Annotated in this window: 7 protein-coding genes; 4 read left to right on the top strand and 3 right to left on the bottom strand. The window is 75.3% G+C overall.

Translation table 11 applies throughout. From position 1 onward, the window contains the following. Window positions 1-90 precede the first annotated feature (90 nt). The gene (locus tag ABZY44_RS34930; RefSeq protein WP_356661065.1) at window positions 91-2991 is read right to left on the bottom strand and encodes a BTAD domain-containing putative transcriptional regulator; all 2901 of its coding nucleotides are present in this window, start codon (window positions 2989-2991) and stop codon (window positions 91-93) included. Between the two features lie 329 nt (window positions 2992-3320). On the opposite strand from ABZY44_RS34930, the gene ABZY44_RS34935 reads away from it, so the two are divergent. Then, the gene (locus ABZY44_RS34935; RefSeq protein WP_356661067.1) at window positions 3321-4550 is read left to right on the top strand and encodes a MinD/ParA family protein; all 1230 of its coding nucleotides are present in this window, start codon (window positions 3321-3323) and stop codon (window positions 4548-4550) included. A gap of 1 nt (window position 4551) precedes the next feature. Here the strand turns inward: ABZY44_RS34935 and ABZY44_RS34940 are convergent, their stop codons facing one another. After that, window positions 4552-7710, bottom strand: coding sequence for a hypothetical protein (locus tag ABZY44_RS34940; RefSeq protein ID WP_356661069.1), 3159 nt, complete (start codon window positions 7708-7710; stop codon window positions 4552-4554). A gap of 32 nt (window positions 7711-7742) precedes the next feature. Beyond that, a complete protein-coding gene (gene eccCa / locus ABZY44_RS34945; RefSeq protein WP_356661077.1) occupies window positions 7743-11729 on the bottom strand; it encodes a type VII secretion protein EccCa in 3987 nt (1328 codons plus the stop codon). 225 nt (window positions 11730-11954) lie between these two features. Between eccCa and ABZY44_RS34950 the strand changes: the two genes are divergently transcribed. The 3 genes from ABZY44_RS34950 to eccB all read left to right on the top strand — a co-directional run. Then, entirely contained in the window at window positions 11955-12521 is a 567-nt protein-coding gene (locus ABZY44_RS34950; RefSeq protein ID WP_356661071.1) for a hypothetical protein, read from the top strand. 101 nt (window positions 12522-12622) lie between these two features. After that, a complete protein-coding gene (gene eccD, locus ABZY44_RS34955; RefSeq protein ID WP_356661073.1) occupies window positions 12623-14008 on the top strand; it encodes a type VII secretion integral membrane protein EccD in 1386 nt (461 codons plus the stop codon). 124 nt (window positions 14009-14132) lie between these two features. Then, on the top strand, window positions 14133-15118 hold a 986-nt coding region (eccB, locus tag ABZY44_RS34960; RefSeq protein WP_356661075.1), incomplete at its 3' end, for a type VII secretion protein EccB.

The following is a 15118-nucleotide window of genomic DNA, read 5'->3' on the forward strand; positions in this document are numbered from 1 at the left end:
AGTTGCCTACGCGTCACGACCACAGTCCTACCGGATTCCACCCCGCGCAGGGGGAAGAACTTAGAAGCTGATCACGACATCACACAGGCCCTAGTGACCGGCGGCGCTCACGGCTGTCAGGGCTCCGAGCTGTGACCGGGCGAGGGTGACGGCCTCGCCGAAGCCGTTGCGTACGGCGTCGGCCAGGGCGCGGCGGATCGCGGCTTCGGCTGCGGGCCGGTCTCCGAGGGCGACCAGGGCTTCGGCGCGGCCCAGGCGGAGCAGGGTCTGGCGGGCGGCGATCAGGCCGGTGGGGGTGTCGCCGCCCCGCAGGGACAGTGCGTACGCCGTGCACCGTTCCGCCGCCGCGGCGTCGCCGCGCTCGAGGAGCTGCCGGGTGCGGTGGTGCAGCGCCAGGAGCTCGGTGAAGATGTCCTGCGCCTCGCGGGCCAGTTCCACGGCGCGGCTGACGTGGCCGAGGGACACGTCGGTGACCCCGCCCCGGTCCAGCGCGACGGCCAGGTTGACCAGGGCGGTGGCCTCGCTCGACGGGTCCTTCGCGCGGGCGGCGAGGGCGGGTGCGATCTCCAGTTCGACGAGCGCCTCGGACAGCCGTCCCTCACGGGTCAGCACCCAGCCGAGGAGCGCCCGGACCCGGGACTCGGCATCGGGGTCGTCGAGCCGCCTCGACGCCTCCAGGGCGTGGCGGAGCATCGGGGCCCAGCCGTCGTGGATGTGCCACACGACGTGCGGCCATTGCAGGACGGCCAGCCGCCAGGCCCGGTCCTCGTGGCCCGCGGCCACCGCCGCGGTCACCGCCGCGGCCAGGTTGTCCTGTTCGACCGCGTACCACTCGAAGGCGGCGTCCCGGTCGGCGAACTCCCGTACCGCGTAAGGGGCACGGAAGTCGGCGGGCAGTACGCAGCAGGGCTTGTCGTCGGGCTCGGCGGCCGCGGACGCCGCCAGCGCGGTGACGGTATAGGAATCGAGCAGCCGCAGCAGCGCGCCCTCGTCGGCGTGCAGCCCGCGCGCGTAGAGGCGGACCAGGTCGTGCAGGGAGTAGCGGCCGGGCGCGTACTCGGTGATCAGGTGCGCGCCCGCGAGCCGGTCGAGGGCCTCGGCGGCCACGGCGGGGCCGCTGTCGAGGAGCGCGGAGGCGGCGTGCCGGTCCAGGTCGGTCCCGGGCACCGCGCCGAGCTGGGAGAAGAGCCGCAGCGCCTCGCACGGCAGTCCCTGCACCGTGAGCCGCAGCGCGGCGGCGACGCCCGCGTCCTCGCAGTCGTCCAGCGAGAGCAGGGCCAGCCGGCGCTGTTCGTTGGCCAGTTCGGAGGCCAGGTCGGCGAGCCGCCAGCGCGGCCGGGCCGCCAGCTGTGCGGCCGTGATGCGCAGCGCCAGTGGCAGTCCGTCGCAGAGCCGGGCGAGTTGGGCCGCTGCGGCCGGTTCGGCCGCGACCCGGTCGGCGCCGACGGCCGCGGCGAGCAGTTCGGTGGCCGGCGCCGGGCCGAGTACGTCGACCTGCACGGGGCGGGCCAACTCCTCGACGATCAGACCGCCGAGGCGCAGGCGCGAGGTGACGAGGACGGCCGAGCCGGGCCCGGTGGGCAGCAGCGAGCGGACCTGTTCCGCCTTGCGGGCGTTGTCGAGGACGACGAGGAGTTCCCGTTCCTCGGTGAGCGTGCGGTACAGGGCGAAGGCGGCGGCCGCGGACTCGGGCATCCGGCGCGCGGGCACCCCGAGCGCCAGCAGGAACTCCCTGACGATCTCGACCGGTTCGACGGGAGCGCCGCCGAAGCCGCGCAGGTCGGCGAAGAGCGTACCGTCCGGGTAGCGGGCCTGGCCCGCGTACGCCCATTGGAGCGCGAGGGCGGTCTTGCCGACCCCGGCGGGGCCGATGACGAGCGCGATGGCGCCGTCCCGGACGATGCGGCCGATTTCCAGCAGTTCCGCGTCGCGGCCGAGGAAGCCGCGTACACCGCGCGGCAGCAGTCGCGGGACGGGGCCCTCGGACGCGGACGGGATGTGCCGTACGGAGGCGGCGCGGGGGCCGTCCGCCGGGTGGTCCTGGCCGGCCCGGTCCGTCCGGTCCGTCCCATCGGCCCCGTCCGTCCGGTCCCTCCGGTCCGCCCGGTCCGCCCGGTCCGCCCGGTCGGCCGTCGCCGTGGGCGCCGGGGTGGGGGCAAGGACGGGGGCGGGGGCCGGGGGCGTGCGGACGAGGGCTGCCGTGCCGGCGCGGTCCGCGCGGACGAGGGTGACCCTGTGGGTGGACGGCTGGCCCACGGGCTCCCCGCGCAGGATCGCCTCGTAGGCTCCGCGCAGTCCCGGGCCCGGGTCGACGCCGAGTTCCTCGGCGAGCAGGCCGCGCGTGCGGTGGTACCAGTCGAGGGCGTCGGACTGCCGGCCCGCCTGGTACAGCGCGAGCATCAGCGAGGCCGCCAGGGACTCGCGCAAGGGGTGGGCCACCGCCTCGGCCCGCAGCACGGCGGCCGCTCCGGCGCGGTCGCCGAGCCGCCCGTAGGCCTCCGCCAGATCCTCGACCGCGACCAGCCGGATCTCCTCCAGGGCGTGCGCGGCAGCGGTCAGCGCGGCGCTCGGGACCGTGCCGGTCAGCGCGGGACCCCGCCACAGGGCGAGTGCCTCGCGCAGCGTGGCGACCGCCTCGGCGGGCCGCTCCCGGTGTTTGCCCAGCCGAACCAGTTCCTCGAAGCGGTGCACGTCGAGCCGTTGTTTCGGCATCTCGAACACGTACGACGGCCCCTGGGTGACCAAGTTCACCCCGAACTCGTCGGCTCCGGTGAGCAGCGCCCGCAGCCGGGAGACGTGGCCCTGGATGACCGTACGGGCATGGGCGGGCGGCTCTTCGTCCCAGAGGGCGTCGATCAACTGGTCCATGGGTACGGCCGAGTTGGCCCTGAGCAGCAGCAGGGCGAGCACGCTGCGCCGCTTGGCGGGCCCCAGCGGCAGTTCGCCCTCCCCGGTGGTCGCGCACACCCCACCGAGCAATCGGAACTCCATCGGGGTCCCCCCTCGTCTCGCGCCGTCCCGCCCTGCCGGCCGGCGCGGAGGCCGGTCCCGAGGCACGGCCGGGCTGGTCAGGCCCGGAATTTCGCACTACAGAACGGCAATCCTACGAGTCCCGGACGGCGCCCCGAGCACCCCCGTCCCACCCGACCTCGAGCACCCCCGTCCCACCCGACCTCGAGCACCCCCGTCCCACCCGACCTCGGCGGACTCCCTTGAACCTGCCGGACCGGCGCGCCCGTTCCTCCGGGTACTCGTCGCCGTCGGCGCGACGGCGCTGAACGGAGGACGCTGTGGTGGCCTGGGGCGAGGAGAGCCGAGGGGTGGACGGGGTCGCTGCGTGCTCCCGGCTGCGTCGGCTGGGCGGGGAGGACGATCCGGGGTGGGGGCTCGCACCCGGGTACGGCACGGTGGCGCGGACGACGGAGAGGGCGGCAACGACGGCTGGAACGACGGCGGCAGCGGCGGCGACCGCTGTCCTGCCGTCGGTCGCGGCGGTCTCCGGGGCCGCGCCGGCCGGGGCCGGCCCTCACGTCGCGCCGGTCATGACCGGCGCGGCTGCTGCGGCTGCGGCTGCCACGGCTGTTGCGACCGCCCCTGCCGCCTCTGCCGGCGCACCGGACGCCTCCCTGCCCGTTCTCGGCGCCGCCGCCGGGGTCGAGCTGTCCTCCGGGCGGCTGGTCCGCAGCCGGCGCGCCAGCCTGCGGAGGTTCAACGGACTCCTCGGCCCACGGGACGACGAGGACCGGCTGCGGACCGTACGCACCACCCCGCTCCGTCGCTGCCACCGGATCGCCGTGATCGGCCTCACGCCAGGCGCCGGCAGGACGACCACCGCAGCCGTACTGGGGTCCCTGCTCGCCGCGGAACGCGCCGACCGGGTCATCGCGGTGGACGCCGACCCCGAGTCCGGCACCCTGGGCCGCCGGGTCGCGCGGGAGACCCAGGCGACCGTACGCGGTCTGGTCACCGAACTGGCGCGGCTGGAGACGTACGCCGACATCCGCGGGTTCACCTCACGGATGCCGGGCGGGCTGGAGGTGCTGGCCGACGGCGCCGAACGGGCGGCCGACGGGCGCGCCCTCGACGACCACGAGTACCGCCGGGTCATGCGGCTGCTGGGCGGCCAGTACCCGCTCGTCCTCACCGACAGCGGCCCCGCCCTGGCGAACAGCCCGCTGCCCGGAGTGGTCGAACTAGCCCACCAGCTGGTCCTCGTCGCCACGCCCAGCGTGGAGGGCGCCGGCGGCGCGAGTACGGCGCTCAGCTGGCTGGAGGCGCACGGCTTCCAGGAGCAGGCGCGCCGCACCGTCGTCGTGCTCTCCGGGGTCCGGGGCACCGGGCGGCTGCTGCGCCCGGACGAGGTGGTCGCCCACTTCCGGACCCGCTGCCGCGGGGTGGTGGTCGTTCCGTACGACGCGCACCTCGCCGCCGGAGGCGAGTTGAATCCCGGCGCGCTGCGCCGCAGGACGCGGGCGGCCCATCTCGAGCTGGCGTCGCTGGTCGCCGAGGACTTCACACGGCCCGACACACCGGCGCCGCCCGGGGTGTGACTCAGGCGGTGGCGGCGGCCACTTCCCCGTCGGCACCCGCCACTCCCCCGTCGAGCCGGAAGCGTTCCGCCTCGACGGTACGGCGCTCCTCGGGCGGGACCCGGTCCCGACGCTCGAACCAGGCGGTCAGCCGGGCCCGGGCCTGGCGGTCCCGATCGCCGGCGGCCCCGGCCTCCGTCTCAGCGAAGGAGACCTCGCGCAGCAGCACCCGGGCGGGCAGGGCGGTGTCCTCGTCGCCGGGGAGTACCGCGAGCACCGAGTAGCGGGACCCCGGGGCGAAGACGACCTCGGGCTCGGCGGCGGCCGGGGCGAAGGCCGCGGTGCGGCGCCCGGTGGCCGACCAGATCCCGAACTCCACGGGAGTCCCGAGGTCCACGTCGTGCGCCAGGACTCCGGCGACCGGGGCGGGCTCCGCCACGAGGCTGCCGGTGCGGTAGGCGTCGAGCGCGGTCCCCTGCGCCGGCGCGCCGACGAGGACCGCCCCGTGATGGCTCGGCAGTCTGCGCAGCCCCGAGCCGAGGCACCGCAGATACGGGCCGAGCGGCCCCTGCCCCCCGGCCCGGGCCTCGGCCACCAGCTCCGCGCGGCCGGCGGGACCGCCGCTGTCGGCCTGGTGCAGGAGTACGGCGACCAGATCCGGCTTGAGGTCCTCGCGCTGCGAGGACCTCAAGCCCGGAAGTTTGGCCGCCACCAACTCGGCCTTGCTGGCGACGAGGTGGTACCGCTGCCCGAGGAGCTCCCTCAGGCCGTCCCGGTCCCGCGCGGAGGCCGCCGGGGCTGCCGCCGGGGGCGCGGATTGCGCCGCTGCCGCTGCCGTTGCCGCTGCCGGACCGGGATCCGCTGCGGGCGCAGGTGGCGGTACCGGTGCCGGTACGGGCGCGCTCGCCGGAGCGGGGGCAGGCACCGGAGCGGCTGCGGCCAGGGGCCCGGACACCGGCCCTCCCGCCGGACCCGAAGCCGCTCCGTGCTCGGGCGCCGCAACCGGTGCGGGTCCGGCTGCCTGCGCAGAACCCTGTGCGGGTGCCGGTGCGGGGGCCTGGGGCTGGGTTGGTGCGGGGGCCTGGGCCGGTGCGTGGCCCGATGCCGGTGCTGGGGCCCGGGCCGGTGCCCCTGCCCCGGCCGGTGGCAGTCCCGATGCCGGGTCCATGGACGGTGCCGATGCGAGGGCGGGGGCCGGTGCCACTGCCTGGTGGGGTGCCAATCCTCGGGCCGGTGGCCGTTCCGGCTCCTGGGCCGGTGCCGGCTCCCGAGTAACTGGTGGAACGGTGCGCGGGGCCGGGGCGGGCGCCGACCCCGGGGCGGAGTCCAGCGGCAGGGCCGGAGCGACTGCCGAGACGGGCGTCGCTCGCGGCACGGCCACGGGCATGGCCGCAGCTGCGGCTGACGCCGCGAGGGCCGACGAGCCTGTAGCGCCCCCGGAGTCGGGGGGGACCTGCCCGGGTGACGGCGGGCTCGCGGGGCCGGGAGGCGCAGGAGCAACCGGACCGGTGGGCCGTGTTGCCGAGCCGGGGGCCGGCGGATCGGCAGGACGGGGGTCCAAGGGATCGTCAGGGCCGGAACCCACAGGCCTGCCCGCACCAGACAGCTCAGGCCCCACAGAACCGGAGGTCCCGGGCGCGGAAGAAGCAGAGGGCGCGGGGCCGACAGGGTCGGAAGCCACGGGACCCACGGGGTCGCAAGACGCAGGGCCGACGGGGTCGGAAGGCGTAGGTCCCACAGGGGCGGACCGACCGGGCCTTGTGGGGGCGGTGGTCCGGGCGCCGCCGCTCAAGGTGGGCCCTTCTGCTGCCGGCGGCTCCGGACCGAGCCATTCCACCGGGTGACGGCGGCACAGGAAACGTCCCACGGCCTCCGCATCGCCGTCGCAGGTGCCGGCCAGGACCAGACCGTAGGGGCCGCCGCCCAGCGGGGACGGCAGGGCGGCCAGGACCGGCTCGAGGTGGTCCCAGACCTCGGCGCCGAGGGGCCGGCGGCCTTCGCCGACGATGAGGACGGGACGGTCGTACGAGGCCGGACGCATGCGGGGTACGACGTCCTGCGGTTCCGCTTCGGGCCGCAGCCAGAGCCCGGCGGGGACGGCCTCCAGCACCCAGCCGTCCCAGGCGGCGAACAGCGCGGGGCCCGCGGCGTGCAGCGGGTGGACCGCGTGCCACCCGGAGGCGACGACGCGGCCGTGCGACGGCGAGGCCGTGAGTTCGGCGAGGACGGGCTCCCAGGTGGGGCGGCCCTCCGCGTCGAGGAAGGCGGTGGTGCTGTGCTCCGCGCCCCGGACGGGCAGGCCGACGGCGGCCCGCACGTCCTGGCCGAAGTGGCCGGCCAGCGCGGCGGCCATGTCGGCCAGCGCGGCGGGAGGGGCCCAAGGAGCGCAGAGCAGCAGCCCCGCAGGGGCCAGGCCGAGCGCGGCGACCCGGCGCACCAGTTCGGCCGCGGACAGGTGCGGATCCCGCGGGGAGCCGACGCCGAGGATCAGCGTCCCGGGGTCGGCGGCGGCCAGCGCTCCCGCCCCGTCGGGGCGGCCGGGCGCGGCCAGCCAGAACCCCTGGTTGATCGGCTCGGCCTGCGGATCCGCAGGCACCGGCCGCTCCCCGCCCACCTCGCCCGACTCCTGCCCATGCCCCCCATGCGCCGGCTCCCCATGCGCCGGCTCCCCCGCGCTCGCCCGCGACTCCGCGTCCGACGGCCACGTAGGCCCGAGGTTCCGGTCGGGCCGCTCCGCGGGCTCGACCAGCCACCACGAGCCCGGAGCCGTGTTCCCCGGCGCCGTCACCCGCAGCCTGCCGTCGGCCTCGACCGACACCAGCCCGTCGGGTGCGATGACAGGCAGTCCGGCGGTGCGGGCGACCGCGTCGGCGGGACGGCGGCCGTCCGGTCCGGGCGCCGCCAGGCCCGAGGCGGCGAGGACGAGGGCCTGGGCTCCGCGCTCACGTGCCAGGCCGGCAAGCCGCGCCAGCGAGGCGCGCAGCACCGGCGCGGCGTCGGCCGCGGCGGCGAGTACGAGCAGGGCATCGGGGTCCGGACACAGCCCGGCCAGGGCCGATGCCAACGGCGTGTCGTCCGCTCCGGCGGGGGCGATGACGAAGTGCGCCCCGAGGGGACGTAGTTCGGGGCCGTGGTGGCCGGACGGCGCCGCGGTGACGGGTTCGGGCGTGCCTGTGTTCATCGATCCTGTCCGTTCTGCCGGTCCGTCCCCGCTCACGTCGCCCTGCCGTCACCGCCGTGGCCACCGTCACCTTCCTGGCCACCGTCACCGCCGTCACCCTCCCCCTCGCCGCCGCGCTCGCCCGCGTACAAGCCCGTCTGGACCTGGACCGTGCGGCGGCGCGTGATGTGCAGGCCCCGTCCGACCGGGAGCACCTTGGGTTTGACGTTGCCGAAGAGGATGCCCTCGGAGGGCGGGCAGGACAGCAGCAGCGCCGGGGTGTTGACCTCTTGGAGCTTGCGCAGGAGCGGGTCGACCAGTCCGCGTCCGGCGTTGTTGGCCGAGCGGGCGATGATGAGGTGCAGGCCGATCTCCGCGCCCTGGGCGAGGTGTTCGAGCAGCGGCGTGAAGGGATGGGTTCCCGAGCTGCCGATGAGTTCGTAGTCGTCGACGACGACGAACAGTTCGGGCCCCTGCCACCAGTCCCGCAGGCGCAGTCGGCTCGGCGTGATGTCCGCCGACGGCACCCGGTTGACCATCGCCTTGGCGGCCCCGTCGACCATCTGCCGCAACGCGTCGGCCGCCACGGCGTAGCCGAGCCGGTGGGATTCCGGGACGGTCTCGTAGAGTTCGCGCCGGAAGTCGACCAGCATGATGCGGGCCTGGGCCGGGGTGTAGGCGCTCATGATCTGCGTGGTGATCAGCTTCAGGAGGTTCGTCTTGCCGGACTCGCTGTCGCCGACCACGATCAGGTGCGGATCCTGCTCGAAGTCGTGCCAGAGCGGCTGGATCTGCTGGTCCTCCAGGCCGAGGGGGATCTGCAACGCCCCGCGCGGGGCCGGGAGTTCGGCGGCTTCGAGGAGCAGGGGCAGCATCCGGACCGCGGGGGCGCGGGGGCCCGTCCAGTGGTCGGCGACCACGTCGGCGAGGTCGGCCACCCCTTCGCTGAGGTCGCCGGCGGTGCCGCGGCCGTCCATCCGGGGCAGAGCGGTGAGGAAGTGCATCTCGTCACCGGTCAGGCCCCGGCCGGGGATCTGCGGGACCTTCGCGGCGGCGCGCATGTTGACGACCGAGTCGATCGGGTCGCCGAGGCGCAGTTCGAGCCGGGTCTGGAGCTGGTCGCGCAGGCCGCTGGTGACCTCGCCCCACCGGGTGGTGCCGATGATCAGGTGGACGCCGTAGTTGAGGCCCCGCTGGGAGATCAGTGTGAGCTGCTGGACCAGGTCCGGGAACTCCTGGCGGAGCGTGTTCCAGCCGTCCACCACCAGGAAGACGTCGCCGTACGGGTCGTCGGCGAACTCGCCGGCCGCCTTGCGGCGGCGGAAGGAGGCGACCGAGTCGACGGCCTCCTCCGCGAAGTACTTCTCGCGGCGCGTGATCACGCCGTTGATCTCGGCGACGGTCCGGTTCACCCGCTCGGGGTCGTGCCGGCCGGCCACTGCGCCCACGTGGGGCAGGTCACGCAGTGAGGTGAGCGCGCCGCCGCCGAAGTCCAGGCAGTAGAACTGCACTTCGGCCGGGGTGTGGGTGAGGGCCAGGCCGGCCATGACGGTCCGGATCAGGGTGGACTTGCCGCTCTGCGGGGCGCCCGCGATGCCCATGTGGCCGCCCGCGCCGGACAGGTCGACCGTGAGCAGGTCGCGCATCTGCTGGAAGGGCCGGTCGACGACGCCGACCGGGATCTTCAGGGTGCCGCGTACGGAACCGCCCTCGACGGTGAGGCCGAACCGCGGGTCGGGGGCGAGCGGCGGCAGCAGTTCGTCGAGCGTGGGCGGTACGTCCAGCGGCGGCAGCCACACCTGGTAGGCGGGCGGTCCGGCGTCGTACAGACGCTGCGTGGCGATGTCGAGCAGCGCCCGGGTCTCCTCGGCCTCCTCCTGCGGGGTCTCCTCGACCTCGGGGAGCGGCGGCGGGGCGATGTACTCGGTGCTGTGCTCGACCACCTGGCCGGTGAGGGCCGCCAGCCGGCCGGGGCTCCGCTTCGGCTTGTAGGTGCCGGAGACGTACGCCGCCTTGAAGCGGCTCAGGGTGGAGATGTCGCTGCGCAGGAACCCGTTGCCGGGCTGGGAGGGCAGCTGGTAGGCGTCGGGCACGCCCAGGACGCCGCGGCTCTCCATCGCGGAGAAGGTGCGCAGACCGATGCGGTACGAGAGGTGTGATTCCAGGGCGTGCACGCGGCCCTCGTCCAGGCGCTGCGAGGCGAGCAGCAGGTGGACGCCGAGTGAGCGGCCGAGCCGGCCGATCATCACGAACAGGTCCATGAAGTCCCGGTGCGCGGACAGGAGTTCGGAGAACTCGTCGACGACGACGAAGAGGGTGGGCATCGGGTCGAGCGGGGTGCCCGACGCGCGCGCGCTCTCGTACTCCAGGAGGGAGGAGTAGTTCCCGGCCGCGCGCAGCAGTTCCTGCCGGCGCATCATCTCGCCGTGCAGGGCGTCGCGCATGCGGTCCACGAGCGCGGCCTCGTCGGCGAGGTTCGTGATGACGGCCGAGGTGTGCGGAAGCTTGTCGAGGCCGAGGAAGGTGGCGCCTCCCTTGAAGTCGACGAGGACGAAGTTGAGGATCTCCGAGGAGTGCGTGAGGGCCAGCGCGAGGACGAGGGTCCGCAGGAGTTCGGACTTGCCGGAGCCGGTGGCGCCGATGAGCATTCCGTGCGGCCCCATGCCGCCCTGGGCGGACTCCTTGATGTCGAGGGCCACGGGGGCGCCGTCGGCGCCGACGCCGAGCGGGACCCGCAGCTTGTTCGACTGGTTGCGCTGCGCCCACTGCTGCTGGACGTCGAAGGTGTGCAGGTCGTGGATGCCGAGCAGCGAGGTCAGGTCGAAGTCCGCGGCGAGTGGTTCCCCGGCGTCGACGGAGTCGCCGAGCCGGTAGGGGGCCAGCAGCGTCGCGAGGCGGCGGGCCGCGGCGGGCGCCATGGCGTCGGGGCGGCCGAGGACGGTCACCTCGTCCTTGCGGTTGCGGTCCGAGCCGACCATCTCCAGGCTGCCGTCGGCGATCCGCAGCCGCAGTGTGACCCGGGTGTGCTTCCACTCCAGCACCCCGGCCAGGTCGATCAGGGTCGCGTTGCGGTATCCGGCGAGGGCGGCGCGGTGCGGGCCGGCCAGCTGGGCGCCGTCGAGCACGATCACGGTGTACGGCTCGTCGCGGCTGGGGGTCGCGTCGGGTTCGTAGGGCGGCCGGGCGGCGAACTCGTCGCCGAGCAGCTGCTCCACCTCGCCGATGGTGGCGGCGACCAGCCGTACGGGGCCCGCGCCGTCGGTTTCGAGGGGGTGCAGGGCGTGCGGCAGCCACTTGGTCCAGTCCCAGTGCGCGCGCCGGTCGGGGGACGCGACGACCGCGATGCGCAGTTCGTCGGGGGCGTGCAGGGTGGAGAGCTGGGCGAGGACGGAGCGGACCAGGGCGCGGGTGCGCTCCTCGCCGTCGGGTTGGTCACAGCGGAGCACGACGTGGGCGAAGCCGCGCAGGTGGATGGCGATGGGCTGGCCGTCGACGGTTCCGTACGCGTGGATGAAGCGGCGCAGGGCGTGGGCGGCGAGCGGTTCGAGGTCCTCGACCGGTTTGGTGGCGAGCGGGGCGAGGCGCACGGCGAGCCGCTGGGCGCCGACCGCGATGCGCACGTCGCTGAAGTCGGGGTGCGAGGACCGGCGTTCCCACAGCCGGGAGGTCCGTACGAGGGACGGCAGTTCCTCCGGGCCGGGGTTGCGCCAGGCCAGGGCCTGCTGCTGCTTGCCGATGTCCTTGCGGACCTGCCGGCGCATCTGGCCGAGGTAGCGCAGGTAGTCGCGCCGCTCACCGATCAGCTGCACCTTGCGGTCGCTGTTGCCGCGGATGATCTGGGTGACGAGCATGCCGACGGCGGAGAGCACCATGGTGCCCATCGCGACGTAGGTCATGATGCCGCCGTTGGGGCGCAGGAAGATGAAGACCATGGAGAGCGAGCTGAGCGCCATCGGCACCATGGTGATCATGTTGGAGGCGCTGCTCTGCTTCTCCGGCAGGACGGGGGGCTCCTGCAGCTGGAGCTCGCCCTCCGGCATTTCGGGTCCGGGACGCCGGGCCGGTCGGCTGACTAGCACCACGCTCAACGGGAGGCTCCTCACTTCCGGGCGGCCGGGCGGTCCGTCCCTCCGGGGAACGTGCGGGGCGCGGGCCGTGGTTCAGGAGGTCGGCGGTTCCGGCGGCAGCTCGTTGAACCGGGTCCCGGGGCAGGGACGTTGCAGTGGACGACGGCGCGGGAGCCCGTCCGGGCGACAGGGGGGCCGGTGGATCCGGTGGGTGAGGACGGGGCCGGCGCCGAGGCGGTCCGGCGGATGCTGCGCGGCTGGCTCGCGGTGACGGTGCCGGCGGACCCCGCGCCCGGGGCGAGTCCCGCGGCAGGGGCGGGTCCCCCGGGCGGGACGGCGCCCGCGGCAGGGGCGGATCCCGCGGCAGGGGCGGATCCGGTGGCGGGCACCGGCCTGGACGTACCGGAGGCCGAGGCGTCGACCGTGGTCGAGGCCGTGCGCGCCGTACTCGGCCTCCCCGCCACGCCGGACGGCGGCCTGCTGCCCGAGCCCCCGTCCGCGCCCCCCTGCACTTCCGCGTCCCCGTCCGCGTTCCCCTCCCCGTCCGTACGCGTCGGCCCCCGCGCCCTGTCCGCCCTGTCCACCGGCCGTTTCGCCGAGTTGCGGCTGCTGGCGTGGGCCCTGGTCGTCGAGGAGCATCCGTCGGCCGGGCGGTGGACCGCCGAGGAGAGGAGGGACACGGAGTCCTGGTGCGCACTGCTGCTGGAGCGGTGCGGCGAGGACGGGACGCGGCGGATGGTGGCCGCCCTGCGCGAGGAGAGCTGACCCGGCCCACCGGCTGGTGAACCCGGCGCCACGTCCCGGCCGTTCTCGCCCATGACGGCATTCCGGTACGCGGACGTGCCGGTGAGGAAGGACGGGCAGCGGTGAGCGGTGGCACGGTGGCGGGACTCTGCCGATTGAGGTTTCGCGGGCCGCTGAAGGTGGTCGAGCTGTCCGTGCCCTCCGACGTGCCCTTGGGTGACCTGCTGCCGACCGTCGTCGGGTTCTCCGGCAAGGACGGCGAGGATCTGGCCGAGGAGGCCGTCGAGGCGGGCGGCTGGGTACTGCAGCGACTGGGCGCGGAGCCGCTCGACGAGGAGCTGTCCGCCGAGGCGCTCGGGCTCAAGGACGGTGAGGAGCTCCAGCTGCGCCACCGCCGGGACACGATGCCGCTCGTCCACTTCGACGACCTGGTGGACGGCATCGCGACCGGGCTGCGCGAGCGCGGCGATTCCTGGCGGCCCGCGATGACCCACCACCTGGCGCTCGCCGTGGCCCTCCTCGCGCTGGCCGGAGGCATCGTCCTGCTGGCCCTGCCCGGCCCGGACCAGCCGCGGATCACGGCCGCGGCCGTGACCGGCGTGCTCCTGCTGCTCTGCGCGGGCAGCGCCTCGCGGGCGGTGGGCGACGCCGGGGCGGGAACCGCGCTGGGAGCCGCGGCCGTGCCCTACCTGGCGCTCGCCGGAGCGCTGCTGCCCGACGGCGCCGGCGATGCCACGGCGGCCCGGGTGCTGGCCGGGAGCTCCGCGGCCGCGGGCGGCGCCGTACTGGCGCTCGCGGCGGTGGCCTGCGCGGCCCCGCTGTTCCTCGGGCTGTCGCTGACGGCGGCCCTCGGCATGGCCGCCGGGACGATCGCCCTGGCCGGGCTGCCGCTCGGGCACACCGCCTCCCTGGTCGCGGTGCTGGTCGTCGTGGTCGGCGCCTTCGCTCCCAGTCTCTCGTTCCGGATGTCGGGGCTGCGTCTGCCCGCGCTCCCCCGCAACGCCGAGGAACTCCAGGAGAACATCGAACCGTTCCCCGCCGCCGACGTACTGGCCCGCAGTGCCGTGGCCGACGGCTATCTCACGGCCTTCCACGTGGTGGTCGGCGCCGCCTGCGCCGGCTGTCTCACCCTGATCGCGAGCCAGGACGGCTGGGCCTCCGCGGCCCTGACGGCCGCCCTCTCGGCGCTGCTGGCCCTGCACGCCCGTACGGTCGGCAGCGTGCCGCAGCGCTTGGCGCTGCTGCTGCCCGCCGTCTACGGCCTGGTCCTGCTGACCGGTGGCTTCGCGGCCGGTCTCGCTCCCGGTGAACGGCCGATGCTGCTCACGGCGCTGGTGGCGCTGGCCGGTGTGGCCGCCGTCGTGTCGTGGACGGTGCCGGGCCGACGGCTGCTGCCGTACTGGGGGCGGATCGCCGATCTCCTGCACAGTCTCGCGGCGCTGAGCCTGCTGCCGCTGGCACTGACCGTCGCCGGGGTCTTCCAGCTGGTCCGCGCGATCGGCGGCTGACCGCCCGTCGCACCCCGTGGGCGCGCACGGCGGCGCCGCCGGACGCCGTACGCCGTCCGATGCGCCACGCCCGTTGCCCGACCCACGCAATTGACATACGAAGCCTTCTTGAAGAGGAGTGGGAATGCAGTCCAGGCGCGACCAGGTCCAGGCCCACCTGTTCGTGGTGGGCCGGCTCGGCGCCGGAATGCTGCGGGCCGAGCCCGACGCACCGGACACGCCGACCGGCCGTACCAACCGCGGTGTCAGGACGGGTCTGTACATCGGGATCGCCATCGCGGTGGTCGTGGGCCTGTACGGGGTGATCTCGCCCGGCGGCGCGACCGGCTGGCGCAAGCCCGGAACCCTGGTCGTGGTGAAGAAGACCGGGGCCCGCTACCTGTTCCTCGGCGGGGAGCTGCACCCGGTGCTCAACCAGTCGAGCGCGCGGCTGCTGGCCGGGGAGAAGATGGTGGTCACCGAGGTCGCCGAGAAGTCACTGAAGGGCGCCCCGCGCGGCGGCCCGGTCGGCATCGTGGGGGCCCCGGACGGACTGCCGGCGGCCGGCGAGCTGTCGGCGGACGGCTGGCTCGCCTGCGGACTGCGCCCGCCCGCCGCCGGCGCGGGCGCGCCCCAGATCGCGCTCGCCGTCGCGATGGCCGGCCAGGGAGCCGCGCTGACGGACCAGCAGGGCGTACTGGTCGCCACGCCCGACGGAGAGCGGTACCTGCTGTGGCAGGGGCAGCGGTTGCGGCTGGACACCGCCAACAGGGCCCCGGCCGCGCTCGGGTACGGCGCCGCCACGCCGTTCCCGGTGTCCGCGGCCTTCCTCAACACCCTGCCGGCCGGACCCGACCTCGCGGCGGCGGACGTCCCCGGACGCGGCGGCCCGGGGCCGGTCCTCGCCGGGCATCCGACGACCGTCGGGCAGCTGTTCACCGGTCCCGGCGGCGAGGCCTACGTACTGGCGCAGGAGGGCTTGCAGGCCCTCACCCGGACCGGCTTCGAGCTGCTGCGGGGCGATCCGCGCACCCAGCGCGAGGCTTACGCGGGCGCTCCGGCGACCGCCACCTCGGTGGGCGCCGCCGACCTCGCCGCGCACCCGGCGGCGGCCCCGGCCGGGGGCCCGGG

Source organism: Streptomyces sp. NPDC006544 (assembly GCF_040611715.1).
Lineage (GTDB): Bacteria > Actinomycetota > Actinomycetes > Streptomycetales > Streptomycetaceae > Streptomyces.

What these genes read in the sequence shown, in the direction of transcription:
- ABZY44_RS34930 (WP_356661065.1), bottom strand. Translation starts at nt 2,991, where the DNA reads ATGGAGTTCCGATTGCTCGGTGGGGTGTGCGCGACCACCGGGGAGGGC.
- ABZY44_RS34940 (WP_356661069.1), bottom strand. Translation starts at nt 7,710, where the DNA reads ATGAACACAGGCACGCCCGAACCCGTCACCGCGGCGCCGTCCGGCCAC.
- eccCa (WP_356661077.1), bottom strand. Translation starts at nt 11,729, where the DNA reads ATGCCGGAGGGCGAGCTCCAGCTGCAGGAGCCCCCCGTCCTGCCGGAG.